Below are 25,672 nucleotides of genomic sequence, written 5' to 3'. Positions count from 1 at the left end.
AAAGCGGTCCTTCTCAGGAACCGCTTTTTGCTTTGGCTTGAGGTTGATCTTTGCTCTTCTGAAGCACGAAGTACGCACAGCCAAAGTTACAATATTCATTGATATAATCCACCATACTGGCGATCATGGAATCCTTCGTAGCTTTGGGATGGTTATCACGGTAAAAACCTTTTAACCGTAACTGGCTATAACCCCAGTCCCCGATAATATAATCGTAACGCTCCAGCACTTCACTGTAACGATCACGGAAGACTTCTGGGTTCCAGCCCTCTTTGTGGTTCTGGACGATTTCATAATTTTTGCCGCCGATCTGTACAATGACCGGTTCTTTGGGCTTTTCTTCAACCAATTCAACACCTGACTCCTGAACCGGCTCCTGGATCTGTTCCTGAAGTTGTTCCTGAATCTGTTCTGTGATTTTTTCTTCTTCCAATCCGGTATCCTCCATCACGCGTGTGTTGCCGCCTGTTCAGCATGTTTGGTAGCCGATTTCACCTGTTCATGCGCATGGTAGGAGCTGCGAACCATCGGGCCGGATTCGACATGGCTGAATCCACGTTTCAATCCTTCCTGTTTCAATGCAGCAAACTCCTCTGGCGGATAATACTTTTCAACATACAGATGTTTCTCCGATGGTTGCAAATATTGACCAATCGTCATAATATCGCAGTTCACCGCACGAAGATCATCCATCGTTGATAAAATTTCATTATATTCCTCACCTACACCAAGCATAATGCTTGATTTCGTTGGGATGTTAGGTTGCATTTCTTTGGCACGAGCGAGCAATTCCAGTGAACGTCTATACTTGGCCTTGGCACGCACTTTGTCTGACAACCGCTCAACTGTCTCAATATTGTGATTCAGAATGTCTGGTTTGGCATCCATTACAATCTGCAAAGATTCCCGATCGCCCAGAAAGTCTGGAATGAGTACTTCAACGCTGCACAATGGCAAGCGCCGCCGCACGGCCTTTACCGTCTCTGCAAAAATCGTAGCTCCCCCGTCCTTCAAATCATCACGGGCTACACTTGTAATTACGCAGTGTTGCAGATTCATCTGTTCTGCTGCTTCCGCCACACGTTCTGGTTCCTGCAAATCAAGCTCCGTTGGCAAGCCTGTATTCACCGCGCAAAAACGGCATGCCCTTGTGCAAATGTCGCCCAAAATCATAAAAGTGGCCGTTCGATTGGCCCAGCATTCATAAATATTCGGACACCGTGCTTCCTCACATACCGTATGCAGCGTTTTGGAACGCATCATCGTTTTCATTTCCTGATAGTTATCGCCGGTTGTCAATTTGATCCGAATCCAATCCGGTTTCGGTTCTTTAACACGTTTAGCCAATGCATAAACCTTCTTTCTACTGAAGTTAGGCTGTTGCTCGGAACATATTATACCATGAAAGCGCTGGAAAAACCCCCATTTGTCACATCTTGTGCATTCAACCCTGCTCTGGACAATTTGTTTCATTCGATTCATAACGACAGCTCACATGGATAAAATGAGGACTTTTGAAGAACGCTAACCTTTAGCTTGGTTCATCGGGTACCTTGTATCATTCTAATGGAAAGGGGCTGCTTCCCAGTGCAACAACGCTTGACCTTCAGGCACACATACCGCTTTTGGATCAAAACATTACTTGCAGGTACTCTGCTTCTCCCATTCTTGCCTGTTGATGTTTACAGTGAACCCTCCGGGGCCGCTCCCAAACCACAGGCAGCTGAGCTAAAGCCCGCAGAAATTTTCGCTGCACGTCGTCATTTATACGAGAGCATCGGTCAGATGACTCAGATTCCCTGGTACAGGCTGGCCGCAATTGATCAGTATGAACGAACGATTACCCGTGCACACCCGAAGGATCGCAAGCATCCTGAGCGACTTACAGGTATTTTCATGACCTCTCCGGCATGGAGAGGATGGCTAAATCCTGATGAGACGGATCAACACCCGAACTCCATTCTCTTTTTCAACGGATATGGACGTGACGGTTCTGGGGATGGCCTGGCAGATGCCAACAATGATCAGGATGTGCTGTACAGCATAGCTTCTGTTATTCAGGGTTACGGACACAAGCAAGAGGACTTCAACATTGCCCTGTGGGAATATTATCACAACTCCCGTGCTGTACAACGGATACAACAATTCGCGAAGTTATATGAGCATTTTGACAACTTGGATCTATTTGGACATGCCTTTCCCGTGCCGCTCGGAACCAACTACTCCTACCGCAGCACCTGGGGTACGAAACGAAGTTGGGGCGGCTATCGCATTCATGAGGGAACCGACATCTTCGCTCCGCATGGACTACCTGTGCGCAGCACCTGTTACGGGATCGTGGAGATCAAAGGCTGGAACCCGTTTGGCGGCTGGCGCATCGGAATTCGCGATTTGAACAACCATTATCATTACTACGCCCACCTCTCGGGTTTTGACAAGAGCGCACGCATCGGTGAAGTGGTTATCCCCGGTCAGGTCGTGGGATGGGTTGGCAGTTCGGGTTATGGCAAACCTGGGACACAGGGTAAATTCCCTCCTCATCTGCACTATGGGATTTACCGGGACAGCGGACTGCACGAATGGTCGTTCGATCCTTACCCACAGCTGAAACATTGGGAACAGGAAGAACGCAAACAGAAGAATACGAAAAACAAGTGAGACGAGGATATGCCCGTACGTGGGAAGCAATTTGGAGTACACCTCATGTCTTGACCCAAACCTGTAAATTGCCGGGATTTAAGTCGATTCTCTTCGGCTCAGAGTACGATAAGCATTCGAAAAAGGGACCTCTTTATTAGAGGCCCCTTTCTTTGCTTTGCAATTCAAATTTGTGTGCATCATGGCTGCGTATCCTTATTAGGTTGCAATCCCCCATTGATATCCGGCAGATCCGGCTCAAATTCAAGCTCGTTCCCATGTACATTGTCTGTTGGTGCCTGTTGCTGGTTCTGGCTAGGGGGATTCGTAGTGATTTCACTACCGCTTGATACCCCCGTATGCCCTGATGGCAGTGCAATAGCCGGGGCCTGACTACCGTTACTGCCTACTGGCTTGCCCTGATTATCGTAATAATACATTGGCACATCGCCGACAACCAGAAGATAAGAAATCGGGATTTCCGTATCGACCGTTTCGGGCTCCATATCGAAGGGAACCACTACTGCGACCTCAGCAATGATATGAATGTACACTTCCACCAAAATCATGTTAATGCCTGCATTCTGTTGACGGGTGTTCAGATCCACTTTGACAGCGCCCTGAGGCTCGATACGAACCGGTATACTCGGACCAAATGAGGCCAACACCGGACTGCCCAGCGCCTGCCCCAGCGGTATCTTTTCTTTTAACATGTGTACATTCTGAAGCGTGGATTGCACGATATTCATCGTACTTGCGGTGATTCGCATATGCTCATTGTAGTTCAGCATGAAACCGGACACTTTCCCGGCGGTATCCGTCTTCCAGTCAATTAACCCTTCATTGGTTTTACCATCTGCCACCTGTGCTGTAATCGCCTTGTTGATCGCTTCGGTTGCAATCTGCTTCACTCTGATCTTGGCCAAATGCATGATCGGGGGCTTCATTTTCTTATCCACATAGGCAAAACCCTGCATCAAACAAAACGCTGTAACCAATAAAATGATTAACCACATTTTGCGTTTACCGCTTGGCGGTTTACGACGTCTCCGGCCTCGCCATCTTCTTCTCATCATCGAAGTGTCCCTCCCCTGCGGGATGAGCTATAGGATATATGTTAACCTTATGCACTGTTGTCCCGAAAAAGAAGGACAGTACGTGGACACTGGACAGAAAGTAATAACAATATTAAAGAGACAAGCAGTCACCACTGACTAATTGGATCAAACGAAAACAAAGATAAAAAAACCTTCCGCTTGCAGATTACTCCACAATGCGAAAGGCTTTATGTTCAGACACCCAAAGAATCGGGCATTGTCTACCACTTTATTTCGGAACAGATTCCCAGTCTTTCAGGAAACGTTCAATCCCACTGTCCGTCAGTGGGTGTTTCCAAAGTGTTGGCAGAAGCGAACCTGGAATGGTGGCAATATGCGCACCGGAAAGGGCTGCATCTTCGACATGTTTGATATTGCGAATGCTTGCTGCGATAATCTCGGAAGGCAGATCATACATGTCCAGAATCAGACGCAGATCACGAATCAATTTCATACCGTCCACCGCAATATCATCCAAGCGACCAACGAATGGACTGATGTAAGTCGCACCGGCTTTCGCCGCCATCAGGCCCTGTGCTGCGGAGAAGATCAGCGTTACATTGGTTTTGATCCCTTTTTGCGACAATTCATGACAAGCATATAGCCCATCTTCGGTCATCGGCAATTTAATGACTACATTCGGTGCCCATTCTGCAATTTCATAAGCTTCCTTCAACATATCCTCGGCTTTGAGACCGATGACTTCAGCACTGACAGGGCCCTTAACGATGCCACAGATCTCCTGAATGACTTCTTTAAATACGCGACCTTCTTTGGCAATCAAAGACGGGTTGGTCGTGACTCCATCCACCAGACCCAGACGTTCGATCCGTTTGATTTCTTCCACATTCCCTGTATCCAAGAAAAATTTCATGATATGTTCCCTCCACTTGATGAATTCGTAAACACGATATAAGTCATTACCCGATGTTCATCATATGTTAACAGTTATATATAAAATTAATTTTTCTCTACAGCGTGACCGCCAAATTCGTTACGCAGTGCTGCTACCACTTTACCTGTGAATGTGTCTGTCTCCAGGGAACGGTAACGCATCAGCAAGGACAAAGCGATAACTGGTGTAGCCGTTTGAAGGTCAAATGCCGTTTCTACCGTCCAACGTCCTTCGCCAGAAGAGTGCATTACGCCTTTAATCTCATCAAGGTTTGCATCTTTGGAGAAGGCACGTTCTGTCAGCTCCATCAACCAAGAGCGGATAACGGAACCGTTGTTCCATACGCGAGCCACTTGTTCGAAGTCAAAATCAAATCCACTTTTCTCCAATACGTCAAAACCTTCACCGATGGATGCCATCATACCGTACTCGATACCATTGTGAACCATTTTGAGGAAGTGACCGCTGCCCGCTTTACCTGCATACAGGTAGCCGTTCTCTACAGAAGTATCTTTGAATGCCGGTTCAACGATTGCCCAAGCTTCCGGGTCTCCACCGATCATATAACAAGCGCCATTACGTGCGCCTTCCATACCGCCAGATGTACCTGCATCCATGTAATGAATGCCTTTTGGTTTCATCTCTTCGTAACGACGGATGGATTCTTTGTAGTGGGAGTTACCCGCTTCAATAATGATGTCGCCTTTGGACAACAATGGGCTCACTTCAGCCAGTACAGCGTCTACCACGTTGTGAGGAACCATGATCCACAATACACGTGGGGATTCAAGCGAAGCGACCATCTCTGCGTAAGAAGATACGCCTTCAGCACCGTATTCTTTCATTTCATTAACCGCTTCAGCGTTCAGGTCAAAAGCAACCACTTCGTGTTTGTGATCAATCAGGTTTCTACCGAGGTTTAATCCCATTTTTCCTAATCCAATAAGTCCAAGTTTCATTTCAAAATCCTCCTGTTATGAACAATGTTTAAATTTCACTTTGTTGCAGAGCGCCAGACTACATTGCCGTTTCGCAGCAACCGTTCCGGTTACGGCTCGTTCTTTCGATCGCTGTTGTATCCAAATTTCTTTTCATCAACATTTAGATTGATGAAATTTGGATACAAAGGCGAACGCTTTGCTTCTACAGAATCGATTCCGTCCCCTACACTACGTCGCTACTTAGGCAAAAAACTCAGTGCGTCCGCTAATCTATATTCAAAAATTTTCACGGCCTTCCGGCCACATAACCGGAAGGGCTTATGCAAAATTGGAACGGTATAATTCATAATTAATACTGTTTTTATATCAGCAATTGCATCATTCGATCCAACTCGCTCTCGAGTACAGGCTCTAGACGAATAGGAGCATTTCGTTTTCTATATCCCGCTGAGCGGAAGGTGTCTTTGGATTTATGCAAAATGTTCATTGGTGAGCACAATGGAATGTACTGTTGTTTTTTACTATTGTGTCCTATTATGCTCACTCTTTCGTTTCACTTACCACCAACGATAACCGTCTTCGGCTGTCAGGCGATCTGCTGACTCTGGTCCATGCGAACCTGCGCTGTACGTATCCAATGGCACGCTACCCGCTTCGAACGCTTCCTGAATCGGTTGCACCCATTGCCATGCCAGCTCCACTTCATTCCAGTGAGCGAAGAAGGTGGAATCACCACGCATTGCGTCAAAGATCAGATTCTCATACGCTTCAGGGATGTTACGTTTACCTGAGTTGAAGGTCATATGCATCGGCTCCACTTCACCATGGTTCAATGGATTCTTCGCATTTAATTGAAGCGAGATGCTTTCTCCCGGACCAATTTCAATCGTAAGCAGGTTCGGTTCCGTTGTATTTTCGGCTTCATGCCCCGTCTTCAGTGGTGCCTTGAATTCAACAACGATTCTGGTGGATTTCTCAGCCAGGCGTTTACCTGTACGGATATAAAATGGAACTTCGCTCCAGAATGGATCATCGATCCACAGTCTCGCGGCAACATAGGTCTCGTTCTGAGATCCGGCTGGGATGCCAGGCTCGTCCAGATATCCAACAACCGAAGTACCTTGCAGGTCACCTGCTGCATATTGCGCACGAACAACTTCAGAAGCAATATTTTCTTTCGTCAAAGGGCGAAGTGCTTCAGCAATTTTTTGCTTTTTGAATTGAATTTCTTCCGGTGTACAGCGTTTCGGCAAATGCAAACCGATCATCATCAGCAACTGAAGCATATGGTTCTGGAACATATCACGAAGGGCCCCACTTTGGTCGTAATATGCGGCACGTTCTTCAACACCCACTGTTTCGCTTGCCGTAATCTGTACGTTGGCGATATACCGGTTAGACCACAACGCTTGAATCACCGGATTCGCGTAAGTGAGTGTCTCAATATTTTGAACCATCGGTTTACCGAGGAAATGGTCAATGCGATAGATTTCTTCTTCCGCAAAGGTATTGCTCAGTTTTTCGTTCAAATCACGAGCCGACTGCAGGTCGTGTCCGAATGGTTTTTCGATAATCAGTTTCTTCCAGCCTTTGGTATCACCCAGGCCACTTTCTTGAATGTTCAATGCGATCGGCTCAAAGAATTCCGGTGCCACCGACATGTAGAACATGCGATTTTCGGGAATGTTAAGCTCTTGTTCACGCTGCTGAACCAGTTCCAACAGTTTGGTGTAATCTTCAAGCTTCGTGTTATTTAAAGAACAATAACGGAAAGCTCCAATGAAATCACGAACCTGTGATGCTTCTTCTGGCGTCTGACGTGAAAATTCATTCAGTGACTTTTCTACATTTGCCTGGAAGTCCGCATCCGACAATTCACGTCGTCCCAAACCGATAACGGAGAAAGATTTCGGCATTTTCTGATCCATGTACAAGTTATATAATGCAGGGTAAATCTTGCGTTTGGCTAAATCGCCAGTTGCCCCGAACAGGACAAATGTCATTGCATCCATTGGATTGCCTCCTGTGATCTGTGCAGTATAGTATATGATGTTGCAAAATGTTCAAATCCAAGCATGACAAAAGACGGAATAAGTGGGTGTGTTCCCCGCCTTGCCTCCGTTTATATAACGCACCTGAATTCAACCATGGAACATTCCTTCTCTCCACAACCTGTGTTTAGGTTATAAATTGTAACCATTTGAATTAACGTTACCCATATTACACCTGTCGTCACAATTCGTCAATAATCATGTCGAACCTGTGAACTCCAGTGTTTATAGGGTTTTTATTTAATGATAACGCTTTATGTGGTAAGATTAAGAACAATTGGTATGTGACATTTTACACATATGGCCTGTGGACAAGTAGGTTACAATAAGTATACTAATGATATTACAAGCAATACTAAATCAAAGGAGTACAATCATGAGCGATGATGAGAATGCCAAGCAAATATGCACAAAAGTGGAACAATCTTATCAGATCATTGGCCGAAAATGGGTAGCCCTCATTATTCATGCATTGATGGAGGAGCCCAAACGCTTCAGTGAGATTCACGCTTATATCCCTGACTTGAGCAAACGTGTGTTAAATGAGCGAATGAAGGAATTGGAGGAAGAAGGACTTGTGGTTCGCCATGTGGTCACGGAACGTCCAGTTCGGACTGAATATATGTTGTCACGAAAAGGCACGGAACTGGGGAGAGCGCTAAGCGCCGTGGAACGTTGGGCTGATAAGTGGCTGTAACATCCCTTAATTTAAAGGCGAAATAGGGATTACAAACGGGAAATGCAAAACACACGTATAAACGTCATATTATTCATGTCTTTAATATTGTCTCTAATAGATGATTAACTCACTCCGAAGTAGAATATTTTGGAGCGGAATGTTATTCTTAATCATTTAAAAGAAAAAGATGCCAAAATCACTAGACGTGAGTTGGCATCTTTTTCTGCGATTTTTATGTGAATATCACGAATCCAACTTGCTCCCGAGGGTAATACTTGAATCCTCGAAGTTCTCCACCGTCGTCTTCTTTTCATAAAAGTGTACGGCGTGTTGCATAATTCCTTCCCTTGTGTAAAACGCGTCTTCCACCCCTAGTGGAAAAGTGACCTTTTCTCCTGTACTTGCCGACTTGTAAATGCCCACAATCAGTTCAAGCGTATTCCGGCCACTTTCACCATCTACCAGAAGGGGTGATCCTGTTTCAATAGCGTTTAACACATTCTCAACTTGCCCAGCGTGACCGACATGAGTAACATCCGGTAATTCGTCAGCGAGCTTCTGAATCTGGTGTTCCAACTCTCTATTCGGTTCCGGAAATCCGTTATTCCGCGCGGTAGAAGCAACCACTTTCCAAGGTGCAGATACCCGAGCCTTTTTGCCCTGAAAAATCAACTGCTGCTCCTCTCCGTGATGAACGACGGAACTGGTAATCATGCCAAGCGCCCCTTCATGGAAGCGAAGCATCGCCATGGATATATCCTCGACTTCGGCATTATCATGTGCCGTATTTGCCATCATGGCCTGCAATTCCACTGGAGGTCCCATCATCCAAAGCATGGCATCAATATGATGCACTGCATGATTAAGGGTGCAGCCTCCGCCTTCTTTTTCCCATGTCCCGCGCCACCACAGATCATAATAATTGTGCCCCCGCCACCAGAACGAATCAACCTGCACATGTACGATAGGGCCCATCTGTTTACTGTCCAGCACACCTTTCAGCTTCATCATTGGAGTCGTAAACCGATTTTGAGCCACAACCGATAACAGCTTTCCACTTTCTTGCGCTGCTCTCAGCATTAGATCCGCTTCCTCCAGGGAAGAGGCCATCGGTTTTTCGACTAACACATGCGCACCTGCATGCATGAAATCACATGCAATTGGGGCATGGGTATAAGGCGGTGTACAGACTGAAACCAGATCAATATGCTCGCTTAATAGATCGTTATAGTCGACAACGGCTACCGCTCCCTCCAGTCCGTATTCCTTAATTCGTTTCTGTGCTTTATCCACGTACATATCGACCACAGCAACAATCTGACATCGCTCAGGAAATGCCAAATATGCTGAGATATGTGCTCCACTAATTGCACCTGCTCCGATAATCGCCACTTTTAACATCATTGCATACCTCCCTTAGTCCCTTCACAATACACAATAATAAAGCGCTTTTATGCGTTCATCTTGTGCTAAAATAAAACTATCTTGCGCATGTTGAGGGAGGAGTTCATGATGTCCATCACCCTGGGAGAACAATTTAATCTGGCCTGTCGTCGCACATCCAATACTACGTTTCGCGAGGTGTTCCACGCTCATTCACAGATGGAGATTACGTACATACATAAGGGATACGGACAGTTGATAACAGAAGGTCAGGTGTTCTCCCTTGAACCCGGTATGCTCATGGTTTTTCGACCTTTTCAATTGCACCACGTCCAGATTCAAGTATCCCGACAGCAGCCTTTCATTCGAAATGTACTCATGGTTGAACTTGATCTGTTGAAGGCACACTGGTCGCATTTTATCGCGACTCACCGTTTCATAGAGGATCTGTTGAGAGAGCAATCTCCCATTCAGCCCATCCGACTTGCTATCACTTCCCCACTCATTCAACGAATGGAACAATTCGATAAGACTTATCCAGATCTGCTACCTCATGAAGCTGAGGAGGATACCTGTCTCTTTGTGCTCGATTCACTTACGCAACTTCGCTACTTATGGAAAGATGTTGAAACTCGTTCTTCACATGCGGACGCAGCATTCAATTCAGGTATTCTTCATCCTCATGCCGAAGCTGCCATACAGTGGATCGAACAGCATTATTCACAGCCTTTCCGTTTGGAGCATATCGCAGATACACTTCACCTATCTCCCTATCATCTGTCTCATTTGTTCAAAAAAGCGACCGGCACCACGATTGTCGCTTATGCTCAAGCTACCCGCATTCGTCATGCGTGCGTGCTGCTCACCCGTTCCTCGCTTACGGTTCCCGAAATCGGTCACCGCGTCGGTATGACGAGTCCCTCCTACTTTTGTAAAGTATTCCGTACTGCCACAGGTACAACACCGCACCAATATCGGCTGAAGGTGCAGGGGAGGAAATAATGGTTCACAACATAAAGAAAGAAGCGAAAGAATCTCTTCTCCGCTTCTGCTCCTCTTTCACAGTTCACTCAACTCAACGCACATTGAGCTCCAACCGTTTCAAATAGGGAATTAGGCGTCTCTCTAGCTGCCTTAAATCATCCTTCTGCTCCGCTGACAAGCGTTCCTCATGGATACTTCCATCCTTGTCCATCACCATAACTTGGTATTTTTTCATTTGTTCATAGACAGACTTGAACTCACGATATTGTTCCTTGGTAAATGTCTTCTCTGCCTGTTCCAACTGTTCCGTCCAAAATTGCTGCTCGTCCATCAGTTTTTTGGAGGACCCTACACTCGCAGCTTCCAGCTTCTCGAAAAACGGTTCCAGTTCACCAACAAGAAGGCTGTACCGTTCTTGCTCCACTGTACTCCACTGCTCTGGATGCATATTGCCCTGAGAATCGGCATACTTTACGGCCATTTGCCCCACTTGCTTCAACAAGTCCATATATTGAACAAATTCTTCTTCGCTGAAATGGGCCTTGGCCGTCTGCAGCTTCGCTTCCAACCTCATATAATCCTCAGCTGTTCCCCCCATAGCTGTGATATTTTCCTGTGAACCATATATTCCATCTGCAAGATAGCTGTACCCTGCATAGGCTCCGGTGGGAATGATAAGAACAGCAACCAATAGCGCAGTGACCAGCCATTTTTTTCGACTCTTTCTTCGGTATGAATCACTTCGAATACCATCCATAATTTTATATTTTGTTCTCGCAGAAATCGACCAGTCTTGTGTCTCTTCCTGATAAGCTTTTCGCAACTGTTCATCGAGTTTCATGCAGATCCTCCACCTTTCCCCGCAACCTCGGATTCATCTTTTCTTTCTGTCTCAACTTCGCCAGCGCCGCATGTATGCGCGATTTTACGGTTCCAAGCGGAATCTCCAATATGCCAGCAATCTCCTCTTGCGTGTATTCATTTAAATAATGAAGTGTGACCACCTGCTGCAGCTTGTACGGTAAACGGCGCACCTGTTCCAGCAGAGGACGATTGGCCAGTTTGTTGATCAGTTCAGTGGAAAAGTCATATTCCATACCAACGTCAGATTTCTCGACCCGCTTGCTAAACCGAAACTGCATCAACCTTTTGCGTCGATAACTCTGAACCTGTCGCATCGTCACCCCCATCAACCAGGGACGAAAAGCACGCTCCGCATCATATCGCTCTAATGACCGATACGCCTGAATGTAAATTTCCTGTACCACATCCTCCGCGTCAGACTCGTCCTTGATGAGAAAACGCACAGTTCGATATATCCCCGTCACTGTTTTCTCATATAATTCTCCATATGCTTCTTCACGCCCAGCACGTATTAACGTTACAAGTTCTATGTACTCATCCTGCTCACTCATTAGCCATCCCCTTCCTCCTTACACTATATATTGGCATGCCAGCATCATATCGTTCGATTTATTTATTGAATGAGTAGGTATGGCTGAATCTGATACAAAAAAATTCTCTGGTGTTTATTATGATATAATATACCTAATTTTGATATAACTGGAGGTTTTGAACCTGAGTTATAAGATTACCTTTGGTCTTTTGCTATTATCTATTTCGATCATCGGATTTGTAATCGCCAGAACCAACCTTGAGGCCTACGCCACGGTATATAGACTTATTGGAGTTTTGGTTATCATATCGTCTTACTTCTTTTTCTTTCGAAAGCGGATGTAAGGGAGTAACTTAGCAGGGGTGGTTACTACGGTGATGAAGTTTTTCAGCAAATTGTACTCAGAATATTTACTGATTCCACGACCTCTACGTTTGTTGTTTATGTGGGGATGGATTGTTTTGTTTTTTGTTGCTGGTGCCAAATTCAGATGGTTCTACTTCCTGCAATAAACTGATTTCAAAAAAGTATGTTCTCATGGGACCAAAAGAAGAGCTGAGTCATCATTATGACGTCTCGGCTCTTCTTTTATGCGATCTGTACCATATAGACGAAGGTACTGGTAATTAAGGAATTTATCATCAAACCATGCTCCTAGATCACCGCTCCTGAATATATCCACCTTATCAAGTCTTGCCAGTAAGTAGGCAAGGCTTTTTTCTCTTGAATGTAGTTGTTTGGCTTTGCTTATGTATTCTTTAGATATTCTTCAGAATTATGCTCATTAATTCCTTAGTTTTTTTCATTAAGATGGCTATATCGACAAGAGAGGAGGCAAAACAATGATCAGTAATACGATCTTAGAGCTACTTCATCAGTACGGATATCTGATTTTTTATTTTGCCTTCTCGTTAGGGCCTTTCGGCGTTCCAATTCCTAATGAGATCACCATTATCAGCGGTGCCATTCTGAGCCACTCAGGAGTTATCAATTCATGGATCACATACTTCTGTATTTTATCAGGACTATTAACGGCCATTACCTTTGCTTATTTTGCAGGGAAGTTTTTTGGACCCAAGATAAAACACAGATTTCAACATCATAAGCATTTCATCAAGGCCGAACTGATCCTGAATAAGTATGGCAATTGGGCAATATGCATTGGTTTGTTCATTCCAATCGTGCGATATGTCCTTCCTATGGTCATTGGGCTGAGCGGCGTGCAGTATCGTAAATTTGCTCTCATCTCATATTCCGGCGCTGTACTCTGGACCATTACGTATTTTACAGCAGGAATTTACTTCGGCGGCCCCATTCTATCGACGTTTCAATTATTACATTTCTAACTGGTTTGGTAACATACCATCACATGGAGGAACTCCTATGAATTCCAATGAACCTGTTTTATTTTTGAAAAGCTTTTTGCAAAGCCCTAAACATGTTGGCAGTATCATACCCAGTTCCCGGTTTCTCGCCAGCAAAATGGTGAATCAAGCCTCTTGGCTGGAAGTAAAAGCCGTCGCCGAACTCGGATCGGGTACTGGAGCCATCACTCGATATATTCATCAACAAGTACAAGATTCTACCAACGTGTTATTGTTTGAGATGAACGAAACGATGAGAAATAATCTTCAGACTGCTTACCCGGGTTTCGCCTGTTATCCAGATGCCGCTCGATTGTTAGAATCCATGAATCAAGAGGGCGTTCAGCAACTGGACTACATTTTTAGCGGGTTACCGTTCTTCAACTTTGAGCCTGAATTAAGAAATACGTTGGTGGATCAGATTCATAAAGCACTCAAACCTGGAGGGTTATTCATCGCCTTTCAATATTCACTTCAAATGAAAAAAACATTATCCGAATACTTTATTATCGAAAAAGTAGAATTCGTGCCTTTGAATGTCCCTCCTGCGTTCGTTTATGTCTGTCGCAAAAAGGAAACAATTTAAACATCCTGGGCTATCGTTTACACTGAAGTTATCCACTTTATAAGCATTTGAAATTTTATATAGAAGAAGGTCATAAAAGGAGTGTTGAATTGTGAATACCGTTCTCGTTGTTGATGATGAACCCGATATCCGGGATGTCATTCATGTCTATTTACGTAACGAAGGATATCAGGTCATTGAAGCAGCCAATGGGGAAGAAGCGCTACATATTATCAAAACAACTTCGGTCCAGCTCGTCATTCTGGATGTTATGATGCCCGTTATGGACGGAATCAAAGCCTGCTTCAAAATAAGAGAAGTATCAACTACCCCTATCATTATGCTATCCGCTAAGGAAGAGGACATCGATAAAATTACAGGCCTGACTACCGGAGCTGACGATTACATGGTCAAACCATTTAATCCGTTAGAACTACTGGCTCGCGTTAAGGCTCAGCTGCGACGTCAAACACTGATTGGCAAAGCAGAATTTAATTCACTTATTCTGATCAAGGACCTTGTCATTGATACAAGTAAACATTCCGTGAAGCTCAAAGAGAATGACATTTCGCTTACGCCTCTGGAGTTTTCTATTCTGGTGTTGCTTGCCAGCCATCCTGGACAAGTATTTAGCTCCGAGAAGATATACGAAACTGTATGGAAAGAACCTTTCGGGTATTCCGATAATACAGTGATGGTTCATATTCGTAACCTACGTGAGAAATTGGAAATGAATCCACGGGAACCTCAGTATATTAAAACGGTATGGGGAGTGGGCTATAAAATTGATTAAACGATTACCACATTTTAAAAAAAAGATACAGATTAACATCCTATATCAAATGTTGATCAGTTTATTGATTTCGTTTGTTGGCTCTGTGGGTGTAAATAATATGTTGATCATAGCTGCCGCAAAAATTAGTGAAAGATTTAATTGGCCTTCGCTTCTCTACATCTTTCCTTATGTTCTAACACCAATCTTCATCGTAATTTTCACGTTAATTTTTTTGTTTTTCACACGAAAAATTGTGAGAGATCTCATTACATTAGAGCAAGGACTTCAACTCATATCGGAGGGCAATCTGGATTACCGTGTACCCGTCAATCGACAAGATGAACTTGGACGAGTCGCTTCAAACATCAATCACATGACTGAGCAGTTGCAGCTACAGATGATCAAGGAGCGCGAGTTGGAAAAATCCAAGATGGACATGATTACGGGCATCTCACATGACCTGCGCACACCGCTTACCAGCATAATCGGGTATATCGAGCTTCTTAGAACAGAATCTTTTCAAGACAAAGCAGAGTATGACCGCTTCATACAGAACACCTATAACAAAGCAACGCATTTAAAGAAGCTGCTCGATGATTTATTTGAATACACACGCTTAACCTCAGTAGATACCCAACTGGATATGAAAAAGGTTGACCTACATCAACTCTTGGATCAGTTACTGTTTGAATTTGAACCATTGGCTCAGGAAAATAGTATTCATATTGTAAAAGAGATCGGCGATGCTCCAATCATGGCCATCGTAGATAGTGATAAGATTGCTCGCGCCATCGATAATCTTCTCATGAATGCCCTAAAGTATTCCTTCAAACCGGGTACGATCCACATTCGAATGAGTATGCGTCATGAACACATTACCATTGAAGTCGAAAATAAAGGTATGCCTCTCACAATAGAGCAAAAAGATAAACTGTTTGATCGTTTTTATAAGGTAGATTATTCAAGAAGCAGTGAAGGCATTCAAACGGGGTCTGGTCTGGGTCTTTCGATTGCAAGAAACATTGCAGAGTTACATCAGGGTACCTTGACACTTCAGCATACGCATAACATATTTACGTTCCAGATAAGACTGCCTTCCAACAACATCCAGTAACCATCAGAGAATTCAGTCATGGAGGATACAGCAATGAAAACATCCGAACCACTTCTTTTCCTGCAAGGATTTCTGAAGAACCCCAAACGAGTAGGCAGTCTCCTGCCCAGTTCCAAATTTCTGGCCCATAAAATCGTCCAGTCTGTACGATGGGATGAAATTCGAACCATTGCTGAGCTGGGGCCTGGAACAGGTGCCATCACACGTCTTATGAGAGCTGAATTACCCCAATCTGCTACCGTTTTTTTATTTGAAAGAGACCCGAAAATGAGAAATAATCTGAAGAAAACATATCCTGAATTCATGTACCATTCGAATGCATCCTATCTATTGAAAAAGATGCATCAAGAAAATGTGCATCATTAGGATAGTATTATTTGTGGACTGCCATTTTTTAATTTCTCCAGAGAAATGAGACATAACATCCTTTCACAGATCCATACAGCGCTCCGACCTGAAGGCACGTTAGTGTTATACCAGTACTCCCTTCATATGAAGAAACGATTAGCTGAACTATTCGAGATTGAGAAAATTCAATTTGTGCCCTTCAGTTTCCCTCCTGTTTTTGTGTATGTTTGTCGTAAAAGGGACGATGAAGGACACAGTGATACGAGAGGATTGGGAGAAACCTGATTTTAGTATCGCTAACGAACTCAATTGATTTATGCATAACATGTTTTTACCTTCTCATTTTACAGTTGCCAGCCAATGATATGCCTCATCTATGTCATGGAATTCTTGAGATGGATTGGATATGTCCATTCCTGAGAGCATTCGGTTTGCACTCGATTTAGCTATCGCTTTATGAGGAACAAGCAGTGCTGAATACTTAAGTCCTGCTTCGAGTGATCTCGGATACCACTCTTTTGCAACCCATTCTTGGTCATCTGGCGAAATAACGGCCAAGTGACGGCTATCGTATAACGCCTTATTCGAGCGTTTTTGCACCGCTAACTCCAACAATTTATTTAGTGGTGTACGATATTGTTCACCTTGCGCGAAGCCCTTCCATTGCAAAACAACTACCTTATTTTCCTCATTCCATGAAACGGTTGCTTGAGGGGAATCATAAAAAATCATTTCGACCAGCTCCTTTTTTAATGTTTAATGTCCTGTCTTGTCCTGTGAGGATCTAATCATGCGAGTCATCATCTTACGCGGTAACAAGCGCGGCATAAATGCAATGAAGCGGTTACGAGCCCCTGGCATAATTAATGTCTTGCCACGCAAGAAGCCTTGATATCCTTCTTCCGCTACCTGTCCCGCTTCCATGATCGGGCCTTGCAGCATCTTCGAGACACCCATACCCGAACGATCCACAAATCCGGTAGATGTCAGACCTGGACACAGTGCCGTCACCGTAACACCAGTACCGTTTACTTCATTCTCCAAAGCTTCAGTGAACGATAGCACATACGCTTTCGTCGCATAATATACCGACATCATCGGTCCAGGGAAAAAGCCTACCAATGAAGCCACATTCATCACTCCGCCTTGCCCACGTTGGATCATATCCGGTAAGAACAGCTTGGTCATGACCGTTAAAGCCTTAATATTCACGTCAATCATATTAATTTCTTGTTCCATATCCGTCTCCATAAATGTCCCGAACAGGCCGAAACCCGCATTGTTGACAAGATAGTCAACAACAATGCCCTTTTCCTTCAGCTCATGATAAATCTCCTGTGGTACCCCAGGTGCCGCTACATCTTTGGCAATAACCGTCGCCTGAATGCCATACTTTTTCCGGTACTCCTGAGCTAGATCCTGTATTTTACCCTCGCTTCGTGCTACCAGCACAATATGATGTCCACCTTTGGCAAACCGATCTGCTAACTCTTTACCGATCCCACCCGATACCCCTGTGATTAGAACTGTCTTTCTCATGTTGTTGCCTGCCTCTCTTTTCTATAAAATATGTTTCATCTGGAACATCAATATTTGAACGAACGTTCTATAATAGTGAAAAAAATAGACTACCTCCGTATGAGATCCATGGATAACATCGCCATACGAAGAAGTTTTTCTTTGGTCATCGAAGTTTTGGCCATCACCCTTAACCCAACGCCTACATTATGCAGATATTCCGCCAATACTTCGGCGTTGTACTCCGTTGTGAATTCACCCTCCTGCTGTCCCCACACAATAATGTCCTTGATTAGTTTCTCCGTATTTGCAAACATCTCTGTCGATCGGTTGTTCATGTCGTCATCACGTGCCGCCAATTCGACCGTTGAATTAACAATGAAGCAGCCTGATGCTGGATGCTCCTCACTATGAATCAAAGAAGAAAATATAAACTGAAGTGCTTCCGTTGCCGTTTGAGAATGCTCTACGCCTGTTGCAAGGGCGGAGCTCATTTGGTGATCATACAGATCTACTGACTTCAGAAACAAGGTATGTTTATCGCCAAATGTGTCATACAAGCTTTTACGATGAATTCCCATATGATTGACCAGATCTGTCATAGACGTCTTCTCATAGCCTTGTTCCCAAAAAAGTCTCATCGCTTTATCCAGTACAACTGACTCTTCGAACTCTTTGCTTCTCGCCATTGGCTTCCCTCCTGTTCAGAAAACGAACATTGAATAGCATGAACATGATCTTAACGAGCCTTTAAAAGGTAACAATGACTTTGCCCTGAGAGTGACCCGTTGATACTTTGATCAATGCCTTTTCAATGTCATCAAACGTATACGTAGAATCGATCGAAGGCTTAATGTCTTCTTTTTCCACAAGAGCTGTAATCTCTTGCAATTGAACTCCACTGGAGTGCACGAATAAAAAACGATATTCAGTTTGAGTCTTACGCGCTAAAGAATCCAGGCGTGCACCTACGAGACCAAACAGTGCTCTTTTCCACATCGGGAACTGACTGTCCACTGCAAAGCGATAATTGGGTCCAGCCTTCAAAGAAACTAATTTCCCCTGTGGTTTCAAAATGCTCAGTTCAGCTTTGATCTCATCCGCACCCAAGGTGTCGATCACATAATCGATATCAGACAGAATGTCAGCATACTGCTCAGTCTTATAATCAATGAATTGATCTGCTCCAATGGATAGAGTACGTGCTCTGCCCCTCTCACTACCACTTGTGATAACCGTTAATCCCATGGACTTGGCAATCGGGATGGCCATTGCACCGAATCCCCCGGTTCCGCCAGGAATAAACAGCTTTTTATTCGGCTCCGCTTGGAGTACATCATGCAATGCTTGATACGCGGTCAGGGCAGTAAGAGGCACTGCAGCAGCTTCGATAAAAGACAGATTCTCAGGCATTATGGATAAAGCATCCTCATGCACAGCAGCGTATTCAGCAAAAGCACCAATTTTATTCAGAGGTAACCTTGTATAAACGGAATCCCCCACTTTAAAATTCAAAACATCATCACCAACGGCTTCAACGACACCCGATAATTCATTCCCTAAAGTTAAAGGTAACGTATAGTCGGCAATCATCCGAACACTGCCATTCATATTCAATATATCCAACGGATTTACACCCGCAGCTTTCACTTTGACAAGGACCTCACGGCTATGAATCTGAGGTATCTCAATATTATTGATTTCCACTTGGATTTTTTTGGAGTATTTCTGTATTTGAGCTGCTCTCATCATTTATCCTCTTCCTTTACTTATAGACTATATAAGTTGAACTAAAGATTATTCACACTGACACTACGATGACAGAACAACCTTCCAATCGCTGTTATCCCCAGATTTTTTTGATCCCCTTTCTAAAGGGAAAATCCGGTGATAAAGGCGAACGCTTCGCTTTTTCAGGTTCTTTCTGTCCTCCCGTTAATGTGTAAATGATTAGTTCAATTTATGTGAGAACATGGCGCACAATTCAGTTGTACGCCACCTTACATGCTTGTGCTAGTGTTGCCCCTCTTGCGACTTTAATTCTTCCAACGTAGGATAATCCGTATAGCCCTTACTTCCCAATCCAAAGAATGTTGTCGGATCTGCTTCATTCAGTGGCGCACCTTGTTGAAGTCGTTCCACCAAATCCGGATTAGCTAAAGACCATACACCTACAGGTACCACATCAGCGAGACCACGATCTAAATCGACACTGAGATCTTCCAAAGTTCTTCCGGCCCGATTGACCAACAATGGATTTTGCCAGATCGAACGAATGTCTTGCAGCAGGTTCTCATCTCCGAGATGCATAATATGAAGGTATACTAGGTCCAATTGAGCTAATTCTTTTACAAGGTAGCGATACAGATCAGGACCTTGTTCACCATCCTGGATACCGCCCAGCGGGGTTCCTGGCGAGATACGGAATGCTGTTCGCTCTGCTCCAATTTCCTGGGCGATGGCTTTCGTTACTTCAATCGCAAAGCGAGCACGATTTTCTATAGATCCGCCATACTCATCTGTGCGTGTATTTGAATTTTCTCCTAAAAATTGATTGATCAAATAGCCATTGGCTCCATGAATTTCGACGCCATCCGCCCCCGCTTCGATCGCTGCGGCTGCTGATTTTCGGAAATCGGAGATCGTCGTTTGAATATCCTCCCGACTCAATTCCCGGGGTACAGGGATATCCTGCATTCCTTTAGCTGTGAACATTTCTACACCAGGTGCGATTGCTGATGGAGCAACCGGTTGACGGTGATGCGGGGTATTGTCCGGATGTGACATGCGACCCGCATGCATTAATTGGATGTATACATATCCGCCAGCTTCATGCACCGCATCGGTTACTTTTTTCCATCCTTCAATATGCTTGTCGGTATAAATGCCCGGTGACCACAAGTAACCCTGTCCATCATCCGAAGGTTGTGTACCTTCCGTAATCAGGAGTCCCATCGTTGCACGTTGAGCATAATAAAGTGCCGCCAACTCTCCAGGTGTACCATCTTCTTGTGCTCGACTACGTGTCATGGGTGCCATCGCTAGTCGATGAGGCAGCTCCATGTTGCCCATTTTCGTTTTACTCCAAATCTTTTCCATCAGATACACTCCTCTTCATTCATTCATAATTTTACAGATGTATTAATGCAATTCTGAAATGACCGGATAGATTGCGCCTCTCAGTTGGAACTCATAGTTCTGATCTACAATCCCTACGACTACGTCGTTATGATCATAGAGTTCTACCATAAAGCTAGCCATCTCTTTGGCCGTGTGGTACTTAGGCATATTTGCTTTGTAATCAAATCCTTCAGCATCTATTGATTTTTGTACAAATTCTGTTTCCGTGATCGCTGGTGCCAAGACCTTCGCTTTCAGTTTTGCACCTTTCAGTTCCAGTTCTTTGGCAAGGCCCTCTGTGAAGGCACTAACGTAGTATTTCGATGCAGAATAAGCAACACTACCTACAGCAATGGCATATCCGAGTCCGGAGGAGACGTTAATTAACTGTGTGTCTTCAACATCTGCATAATCTCGCACATACAATGTAGAGAGAATCGTTAGAGATTCGATGTTAACACGTAGCATGGTCTCCACTTTATCCAAATTCTGTTCAGCAATGAACGAACCTTCTCCAAGCCCCGCATTATTGATCCAAGTCTCAATCTGATATTCTTTCAAATTGTTATACAGTGTGTATGCCTCTGCAGTAATAGACAGGTCACATGTGTGAACGATAACATTCACTTTAGGGTCAATACCGTGAATAGTGGATTTAAGCTCTTCCAGCTTATCCAATCTTCTGGCTACCAAAATCAAGTTTTTGCCACGTGCTGCAAATGCCAGTGCCGTTTCATATCCAATCCCTGAACTTGCTCCTGTAATTACGGTGTATTTCATCTTATTCTCTCCCTCATACTCTTTAAATTAGTGTAGTTTTAGTTTTTAGAACGATCATTCTTTAATCCATAAAAAAAAGCAGTTAGATCTAACTTGCTGTTAGCATATCATTTCTAGAACGAACAGTAAAGAATTATTTTTGGCACACATTTCATTCTAAGTTGTGTTAATTAGAAAAAAAAGACTGGAAAATTGGTTGAGTGAATCTCAACCAGTATCCAGTCTTTGTTACGTTTTATTGTAGACACATTTATTTTACTACCACACCATCCGCTGTCTCATCGCCTCAAACAACAGAATCGTTGCCGCCATTGCCGCGTTAAGCGACTCTGCCTGCCCCTGCATCGGAATCGTAATCGCATCATCCACCAATCGTGCCGTGGAATCCGAGATGCCCTTACCTTCATTGCCAATCACGAGCCATACTGATTGCGTAAAATCATAACTATAGCATGAATGCTCTGCCTGCAAAGAAGTACTGACCAACTTCACGCCTGCAGCCTTCGCTTCGGGAAGCAAGGATTCCAACTGGCCCTCCACAATGGGCAGATGAAACAATGATCCCATCGTCGAACGAATCGTCTTCGGGTTATACACATCAGCACAGCCAGCGCCGAGTACGACACCCGCTGCTCCAGCTGCATCCGCACTCCGAATAATCGTTCCCACATTCCCTGGGTCTTGCACTCCGTCCAGCACAACAACAAGCCCACGCGCTCCGGCGATCAGGCTTTCCAGTGGCTCCCTGCCTTTACGTACAATTGCAAATACAGGCTGTGGAGTCATCGTATCCGTACATTTGGCGATAACCGCAGGTGATACACTGACCCACTCCACACGCTGAAGCGGATTCTCAAGTCCTGCAAGCTCAATCGGTACGCCTTGCTCTCCGTCGTACACAATGCACTCCAGATCCGCTCCAGCGCGCAATGCTTCCTGTACCAGATGAATCCCCTCAATGATATATTTATGTTGACGGGTACGATGCTTTTTCTCCAGCAACTGTGCCCATTCTTTTACACGTGTATTTTGCGGTGATACAATATCCATCTTTCCATCCTTCCCATCTGCATCCATCACTTCGGATAAGCAAGCTCCATTTTCGTCAAATGATCCTTGTGACCCACAATGATCAGCACATCTCCAGCTTCGATCCGGTCCTCCGCATATGGCGAGATGTTCATCGAATTCCCACTGCGGATCGCCATCACGTTACAACCGAAACGTGCCCGGATGTCTAATTCCATCAGGTTTTTACCGATCATTTGCTCGGAAGCTCTCATCTCCAGAATGCTGTAATCCTCAGACAACTCGATGTAATCCAGTATATTAGGCGAGGTCAGATGATGGGCTACACGTAGTCCCATATCCCTCTCAGGATAGATCACCTTGTCTGCTCCTATCTTCTGCAGCACCTTACCATGAAGCTCATTTTGAGCTTTTACGATTAGAACGGGTATACCCATATCTTTCAATATCAGGGTTGTCAGAATACTCGCCTGAATATCTTCACCAATCGCCACAACGACAACGTCGAAATTCCGTATTCCCAGCGCACGCAGCGCTTCTTCATCTGTTGAATCTGCCGATACTGCATGGGTCACCACATTGGACATTTCCTGAGTCCGCTGCTCATCCGCATCGATTGCCAGCACATCAAATCCCATGCCACTCAGCGCATTGGCAACACTTGATCCGAACCGTCCCATGCCAATTACGGCATACTGTTTCTTGGCCATTAGGTCTTTAACCTCCCGCTGCACTTCAGCATGACGCATCATTACGGATACCCATGCTAACGTAAATAATCCTTCGTAGTATACCACAAAGCCTGATAAACTTGAATGCGCTCACGCTTCCCTGGGAACAGTATTAGAGCAGCCGAATATACGAGGAGGGAATTGCGATGCCCATTACATTAAGCCTGCGTGAAGCGATTGTTCATAAAGTTCATGACAAGAGTGATGATCAGCTCCGGGAGATGATTGAAGGTTCAGTAGATGGACCGGAAGCTGCATTACCTGGACTTGGCGCCATTTTCGAGATGATCTGGAAGAACACAGAACCTGCCAAGCAGGAAGAGCTCATTCAAATCGCACAGGAGCATCTGCACACCATTCCCGTCCAACCGCTTCGCTAATTGGAGCATGGAGGGGGAAGGTAACCATCATTACGTTTGTTCTGTCTGCAAAAGAAAGCTTTCCCTTATTCGGCTGGATCATACCTGCCTCTCAGTAAGGTGTATAGCAATAGATCCCCCCGCCAATCGGCGGAGGGATCTTATTTTTTAGCAAGCTTTATCTCATCGTATCAGCTTGTCATGTTCGACTAACCCTTTTGATGATTACTACGGAATACTTATGTCTTCACTTAAGGCGCAGTCTCAAGGAATTGAGCTGTAGGATTTTTATCCATAGCCGTTCTCATTGCGTATTCATTTTCGAAGAGCACTACATAATTCCCTTTTTTATCTTTTACAAGCGCAGAGTTAATCCGGAATTTACTTGCGTCCAGATTGTCGTCCACGATCCAGCGAGCGAACTGATACGGCATACGCTGCAATTGCACGTCTACCCCATACTCGCCTTTCATTCGGTATTCAAATACCTCGAACTGAAGTTGACCAATTACACCGAGGATTGTCTCGTCGAAACTTGCCGTCTGGAATACCTGAATGGTTCCTTCCTCCGTCAACTGATCAATTCCTTTTTGGTACTGTTTATGTTTCAACGCATTTTTCACGGTAACTTTGGCGAAAATCTCTGGGGAGAACGTTGGCAACTCCTCAAAGACAACCTCGCTGCCTTGGCTCAGTGAATCGCCAATCCGGAAGATACCCGGATCGAATAAACCGATAATATCGCCGGCATACGCCTCTTCGACAATATCCCGGTCTTGTGCCAAGAATTGCTGTGGCTGTGACAGCTTGATCTCTTTGCCCACACGAGTATGCTTCACACTCATTCCACGTTGGAACTTGCCTGACACAATACGCAGGAACGCAATACGATCCCGGTGTGCCGGGTTCATGTTTGCCTGAATCTTGAACACATAACCGCTGAATTTCTCATTCGTTGGCTGAATCTCTCCTGCCGTACTGCGACGTGGCTCAGGCTTCGGTGCCAGTTCCAGGAAGTTCTCCAGGAAAGTCTGTACGCCGAAATTGTTGATCGCACTACCGAAGAAAATAGGTGTCAATTCGCCGCGTTGAACTTTCTCCATGTCGAATTGGTCGCCCGCAATATCCAGCAACTCCAGATCCTGACACAATTGATCATGCAGGTATTCTCCTGCCATCTCACGGATAATCGGATCTTTGTAGCCATCTACCTTTTGTACTTTAATCGTTGAGTGATCGTCCCCTTGGAACAATTCCACCTGATTTTTCATCCGGTCATAGACACCGCACAGTTCGCGACCTGTACCAATAGGCCAGTTCATCGGAACCGAACGAATACCCAGTACATTTTCAAGTTCTTCCATCAGGTCAAATGGGCTTTTACCCTCACGGTCGAGTTTGTTGATAAACGTAAAGATTGGAATGCCACGCTTCGCACATACCTGGAACAACTTGATCGTTTGTGCCTCGACACCTTTTGCCACGTCAATCAACATTACCGCGCTATCGGCAGCCGTCAGTGTACGATACGTATCCTCACTGAAATCCTGGTGACCCGGTGTATCCAAAATGTTGACGCGATGATCCAGATAATCAAATTGCATTACGGAAGAGGTAACCGAGATCCCCCGTTGTTTCTCAATTTCCATCCAGTCACTTGTAGCGTGTTTGCTGGCTTTCCGAGCTTTTACCGTTCCCGCAAGGCGAATCGCGCCCCCGAACAGCAGCAGTTTCTCGGTTAATGTGGTTTTACCCGCATCCGGGTGAGAGATAATGGCAAACGTCCGGCGTTTATCCACTTCCTGTTGAAGAATATCATTTGCAGCTTTGCTCATAGGTTTAATCCCTTTCGTCCGTTCATTCACGTTAATCCGGCATGGCCGGTCCATCATTCAATCTTTATGCA

27 protein-coding genes are annotated in these 25,672 nt (G+C 44.8%); 9 read left to right on the top strand and 18 right to left on the bottom strand.

Annotation, left to right across the window (positions count from 1 at the left end):
- Positions 1-13: 13 nt before the first annotated feature.
- Together FS628_RS21520 and lipA are read right to left on the bottom strand one after the other, a co-directional pair.
- A complete protein-coding gene (locus FS628_RS21520; protein WP_260871135.1) occupies positions 14-433 on the bottom strand; it encodes a YutD family protein in 420 nt (139 codons plus the stop codon).
- Between the two features lie 14 nt (positions 434-447).
- Positions 448-1,347: a lipoyl synthase gene (gene lipA / locus FS628_RS21515; protein ID WP_145325058.1), complete on the bottom strand. Its 900-nt coding sequence runs from the start codon at positions 1,345-1,347 to the stop codon at positions 448-450.
- A 240-nt stretch (positions 1,348-1,587) separates the two neighbouring features.
- On the opposite strand from lipA, the gene FS628_RS21510 reads away from it, so the two are divergent.
- A complete protein-coding gene (locus tag FS628_RS21510) occupies positions 1,588-2,658 on the top strand; it encodes a M23 family metallopeptidase (protein WP_145325057.1) in 1,071 nt (356 codons plus the stop codon).
- Positions 2,659-2,837: 179 nt separating this feature from the next.
- Here FS628_RS21510 and yunB read toward each other — a convergent pair whose 3' ends face one another.
- The 4 genes from yunB to zwf form a co-directional block, all read right to left on the bottom strand.
- Complete coding sequence (yunB, locus tag FS628_RS21505; protein WP_145325056.1) at positions 2,838-3,713, bottom strand: sporulation protein YunB; 876 nt, start codon at positions 3,711-3,713, stop codon at positions 2,838-2,840.
- A gap of 250 nt (positions 3,714-3,963) precedes the next feature.
- Positions 3,964-4,608, bottom strand: coding sequence for a fructose-6-phosphate aldolase (gene fsa / locus FS628_RS21500; RefSeq protein WP_145325055.1), 645 nt, complete (start codon positions 4,606-4,608; stop codon positions 3,964-3,966).
- Between the two features lie 86 nt (positions 4,609-4,694).
- Positions 4,695-5,588 (bottom strand): phosphogluconate dehydrogenase (NAD(+)-dependent, decarboxylating), encoded by an 894-nt coding sequence (gnd, locus tag FS628_RS21495; protein ID WP_145325054.1) that lies wholly within the window; start codon positions 5,586-5,588, stop codon positions 4,695-4,697.
- Between the two features lie 539 nt (positions 5,589-6,127).
- Positions 6,128-7,582, bottom strand: a complete 1,455-nt coding sequence (zwf, locus tag FS628_RS21490) for a glucose-6-phosphate dehydrogenase (RefSeq protein ID WP_145325053.1) — start codon at positions 7,580-7,582, stop codon at positions 6,128-6,130.
- Positions 7,583-7,997: 415 nt separating this feature from the next.
- Here zwf and FS628_RS21485 point away from each other — a divergent pair, with 415 nt between their 5' ends.
- Positions 7,998-8,318 (top strand): winged helix-turn-helix transcriptional regulator, encoded by a 321-nt coding sequence (locus tag FS628_RS21485; RefSeq protein WP_036605715.1) that lies wholly within the window; start codon positions 7,998-8,000, stop codon positions 8,316-8,318.
- A gap of 225 nt (positions 8,319-8,543) precedes the next feature.
- Here the strand turns inward: FS628_RS21485 and FS628_RS21480 are convergent, their stop codons facing one another.
- Positions 8,544-9,701, bottom strand: coding sequence for a Gfo/Idh/MocA family protein (locus FS628_RS21480; RefSeq protein ID WP_145325286.1), 1,158 nt, complete (start codon positions 9,699-9,701; stop codon positions 8,544-8,546).
- A 111-nt stretch (positions 9,702-9,812) separates the two neighbouring features.
- Between FS628_RS21480 and FS628_RS21475 the strand changes: the two genes are divergently transcribed.
- On the top strand, positions 9,813-10,685 hold the full coding sequence (locus tag FS628_RS21475; protein WP_186327913.1) for an AraC family transcriptional regulator: 873 nt from the start codon (positions 9,813-9,815) through the stop codon (positions 10,683-10,685).
- Between the two features lie 73 nt (positions 10,686-10,758).
- Here the strand turns inward: FS628_RS21475 and FS628_RS21470 are convergent, their stop codons facing one another.
- Together FS628_RS21470 and FS628_RS21465 are read right to left on the bottom strand one after the other, a co-directional pair.
- Positions 10,759-11,508, bottom strand: coding sequence for a DUF3600 domain-containing protein (locus FS628_RS21470; protein ID WP_145325051.1), 750 nt, complete (start codon positions 11,506-11,508; stop codon positions 10,759-10,761).
- Positions 11,495-12,082, bottom strand: coding sequence for a sigma-70 family RNA polymerase sigma factor (locus FS628_RS21465; RefSeq protein ID WP_145325050.1), 588 nt, complete (start codon positions 12,080-12,082; stop codon positions 11,495-11,497). The genes FS628_RS21470 and FS628_RS21465 overlap by 14 nt, the downstream gene beginning before the upstream one ends.
- An 823-nt stretch (positions 12,083-12,905) precedes the next feature.
- On the opposite strand from FS628_RS21465, the gene FS628_RS21460 reads away from it, so the two are divergent.
- The 5 genes from FS628_RS21460 (at position 12,906) to FS628_RS33060 (ending at position 16,247) form a co-directional block, all read left to right on the top strand.
- On the top strand, positions 12,906-13,409 hold the full coding sequence (locus FS628_RS21460; protein WP_145325049.1) for a DedA family protein: 504 nt from the start codon (positions 12,906-12,908) through the stop codon (positions 13,407-13,409).
- 37 nt (positions 13,410-13,446) lie between these two features.
- Positions 13,447-14,013: a class I SAM-dependent methyltransferase gene (locus FS628_RS21455; RefSeq protein ID WP_145325048.1), complete on the top strand. Its 567-nt coding sequence runs from the start codon at positions 13,447-13,449 to the stop codon at positions 14,011-14,013.
- Positions 14,014-14,101: 88 nt separating this feature from the next.
- Positions 14,102-14,785, top strand: a complete 684-nt coding sequence (locus FS628_RS21450; protein ID WP_440131305.1) for a response regulator — start codon at positions 14,102-14,104, stop codon at positions 14,783-14,785.
- A gap of 100 nt (positions 14,786-14,885) precedes the next feature.
- Positions 14,886-15,881: a sensor histidine kinase gene (locus FS628_RS21445; protein WP_440131301.1), complete on the top strand. Its 996-nt coding sequence runs from the start codon at positions 14,886-14,888 to the stop codon at positions 15,879-15,881.
- 33 nt (positions 15,882-15,914) lie between these two features.
- On the top strand, positions 15,915-16,247 hold the full coding sequence (locus FS628_RS33060) for a hypothetical protein (RefSeq protein ID WP_313958626.1): 333 nt from the start codon (positions 15,915-15,917) through the stop codon (positions 16,245-16,247).
- Between the two features lie 321 nt (positions 16,248-16,568).
- Here the strand turns inward: FS628_RS33060 and FS628_RS21435 are convergent, their stop codons facing one another.
- The 8 genes from FS628_RS21435 to FS628_RS21400 all read right to left on the bottom strand — a co-directional run bounded on the left by FS628_RS21435 (position 16,569) and on the right by FS628_RS21400 (position 23,425).
- Complete coding sequence (locus FS628_RS21435; protein ID WP_145325046.1) at positions 16,569-16,961, bottom strand: hypothetical protein; 393 nt, start codon at positions 16,959-16,961, stop codon at positions 16,569-16,571.
- 24 nt (positions 16,962-16,985) lie between these two features.
- Positions 16,986-17,768 (bottom strand): SDR family NAD(P)-dependent oxidoreductase, encoded by a 783-nt coding sequence (locus tag FS628_RS21430; protein WP_145325045.1) that lies wholly within the window; start codon positions 17,766-17,768, stop codon positions 16,986-16,988.
- 89 nt (positions 17,769-17,857) lie between these two features.
- Entirely contained in the window at positions 17,858-18,436 is a 579-nt protein-coding gene (locus FS628_RS21425; RefSeq protein ID WP_145325044.1) for a TetR/AcrR family transcriptional regulator, read from the bottom strand.
- A 61-nt stretch (positions 18,437-18,497) separates the two neighbouring features.
- The gene (locus FS628_RS21420; RefSeq protein ID WP_145325043.1) at positions 18,498-19,496 is read right to left on the bottom strand and encodes an NADP-dependent oxidoreductase; all 999 of its coding nucleotides are present in this window, start codon (positions 19,494-19,496) and stop codon (positions 18,498-18,500) included.
- A gap of 264 nt (positions 19,497-19,760) precedes the next feature.
- Positions 19,761-20,846: an alkene reductase gene (locus FS628_RS21415; RefSeq protein ID WP_145325042.1), complete on the bottom strand. Its 1,086-nt coding sequence runs from the start codon at positions 20,844-20,846 to the stop codon at positions 19,761-19,763.
- A 42-nt stretch (positions 20,847-20,888) separates the two neighbouring features.
- Complete coding sequence (locus FS628_RS21410) at positions 20,889-21,647, bottom strand: SDR family NAD(P)-dependent oxidoreductase (protein WP_145325041.1); 759 nt, start codon at positions 21,645-21,647, stop codon at positions 20,889-20,891.
- A gap of 258 nt (positions 21,648-21,905) precedes the next feature.
- On the bottom strand, positions 21,906-22,697 hold the full coding sequence (locus FS628_RS21405) for a TrmH family RNA methyltransferase (RefSeq protein WP_145325040.1): 792 nt from the start codon (positions 22,695-22,697) through the stop codon (positions 21,906-21,908).
- A 26-nt stretch (positions 22,698-22,723) separates the two neighbouring features.
- The gene (locus FS628_RS21400; RefSeq protein WP_145325284.1) at positions 22,724-23,425 is read right to left on the bottom strand and encodes a potassium channel family protein; all 702 of its coding nucleotides are present in this window, start codon (positions 23,423-23,425) and stop codon (positions 22,724-22,726) included.
- A gap of 128 nt (positions 23,426-23,553) precedes the next feature.
- Here FS628_RS21400 and sspI point away from each other — a divergent pair, with 128 nt between their 5' ends.
- Complete coding sequence (gene sspI, locus FS628_RS21395; protein ID WP_036673259.1) at positions 23,554-23,787, top strand: small acid-soluble spore protein SspI; 234 nt, start codon at positions 23,554-23,556, stop codon at positions 23,785-23,787.
- A gap of 230 nt (positions 23,788-24,017) precedes the next feature.
- On the opposite strand, the gene FS628_RS21390 is transcribed toward sspI, so the two are convergent.
- Positions 24,018-25,601, bottom strand: a complete 1,584-nt coding sequence (locus tag FS628_RS21390) for a peptide chain release factor 3 (RefSeq protein WP_145325039.1) — start codon at positions 25,599-25,601, stop codon at positions 24,018-24,020.
- Between the last annotated feature and the right edge of the window lie 71 nt (positions 25,602-25,672).

This window comes from Paenibacillus xylanexedens, assembly GCF_007676705.1.
Classification (GTDB): domain Bacteria; phylum Bacillota; class Bacilli; order Paenibacillales; family Paenibacillaceae; genus Paenibacillus; species Paenibacillus xylanexedens_C.
Note: the sequence above shows the minus strand (reverse complement) of the source record. Positions and strands in the feature narration are given on the sequence as shown.

What these genes read in the sequence shown, in the direction of transcription:
- yunB (WP_145325056.1), bottom strand. Translation starts at nt 3,713, where the DNA reads ATGATGAGAAGAAGATGGCGAGGCCGGAGACGTCGTAAACCGCCAAGC.
- fsa (WP_145325055.1), bottom strand. Translation starts at nt 4,608, where the DNA reads ATGAAATTTTTCTTGGATACAGGGAATGTGGAAGAAATCAAACGGATC.
- gnd (WP_145325054.1), bottom strand. Translation starts at nt 5,588, where the DNA reads ATGAAACTTGGACTTATTGGATTAGGAAAAATGGGATTAAACCTCGGT.
- zwf (WP_145325053.1), bottom strand. Translation starts at nt 7,582, where the DNA reads ATGGATGCAATGACATTTGTCCTGTTCGGGGCAACTGGCGATTTAGCC.
- FS628_RS21485 (WP_036605715.1), top strand. Translation starts at nt 7,998, where the DNA reads ATGAGCGATGATGAGAATGCCAAGCAAATATGCACAAAAGTGGAACAA.
- FS628_RS21480 (WP_145325286.1), bottom strand. Translation starts at nt 9,701, where the DNA reads ATGTTAAAAGTGGCGATTATCGGAGCAGGTGCAATTAGTGGAGCACAT.
- FS628_RS21475 (WP_186327913.1), top strand. Translation starts at nt 9,813, where the DNA reads ATGTCCATCACCCTGGGAGAACAATTTAATCTGGCCTGTCGTCGCACA.
- FS628_RS21470 (WP_145325051.1), bottom strand. Translation starts at nt 11,508, where the DNA reads ATGAAACTCGATGAACAGTTGCGAAAAGCTTATCAGGAAGAGACACAA.
- FS628_RS21465 (WP_145325050.1), bottom strand. Translation starts at nt 12,082, where the DNA reads ATGAGTGAGCAGGATGAGTACATAGAACTTGTAACGTTAATACGTGCT.
- FS628_RS21460 (WP_145325049.1), top strand. Translation starts at nt 12,906, where the DNA reads ATGATCAGTAATACGATCTTAGAGCTACTTCATCAGTACGGATATCTG.
- FS628_RS21455 (WP_145325048.1), top strand. Translation starts at nt 13,447, where the DNA reads ATGAATTCCAATGAACCTGTTTTATTTTTGAAAAGCTTTTTGCAAAGC.
- FS628_RS21445 (WP_440131301.1), top strand. Translation starts at nt 14,886, where the DNA reads ATGTTGATCATAGCTGCCGCAAAAATTAGTGAAAGATTTAATTGGCCT.
- FS628_RS33060 (WP_313958626.1), top strand. Translation starts at nt 15,915, where the DNA reads ATGAAAACATCCGAACCACTTCTTTTCCTGCAAGGATTTCTGAAGAAC.
- FS628_RS21435 (WP_145325046.1), bottom strand. Translation starts at nt 16,961, where the DNA reads ATGATTTTTTATGATTCCCCTCAAGCAACCGTTTCATGGAATGAGGAA.
- FS628_RS21430 (WP_145325045.1), bottom strand. Translation starts at nt 17,768, where the DNA reads ATGAGAAAGACAGTTCTAATCACAGGGGTATCGGGTGGGATCGGTAAA.
- FS628_RS21425 (WP_145325044.1), bottom strand. Translation starts at nt 18,436, where the DNA reads ATGGCGAGAAGCAAAGAGTTCGAAGAGTCAGTTGTACTGGATAAAGCG.
- FS628_RS21420 (WP_145325043.1), bottom strand. Translation starts at nt 19,496, where the DNA reads ATGAGAGCAGCTCAAATACAGAAATACTCCAAAAAAATCCAAGTGGAA.
- FS628_RS21415 (WP_145325042.1), bottom strand. Translation starts at nt 20,846, where the DNA reads ATGGAAAAGATTTGGAGTAAAACGAAAATGGGCAACATGGAGCTGCCT.
- FS628_RS21410 (WP_145325041.1), bottom strand. Translation starts at nt 21,647, where the DNA reads ATGAAATACACCGTAATTACAGGAGCAAGTTCAGGGATTGGATATGAA.
- FS628_RS21405 (WP_145325040.1), bottom strand. Translation starts at nt 22,697, where the DNA reads ATGGATATTGTATCACCGCAAAATACACGTGTAAAAGAATGGGCACAG.
- FS628_RS21400 (WP_145325284.1), bottom strand. Translation starts at nt 23,425, where the DNA reads ATGCGTCATGCTGAAGTGCAGCGGGAGGTTAAAGACCTAATGGCCAAG.
- sspI (WP_036673259.1), top strand. Translation starts at nt 23,554, where the DNA reads ATGCCCATTACATTAAGCCTGCGTGAAGCGATTGTTCATAAAGTTCAT.
- FS628_RS21390 (WP_145325039.1), bottom strand. Translation starts at nt 25,601, where the DNA reads ATGAGCAAAGCTGCAAATGATATTCTTCAACAGGAAGTGGATAAACGC.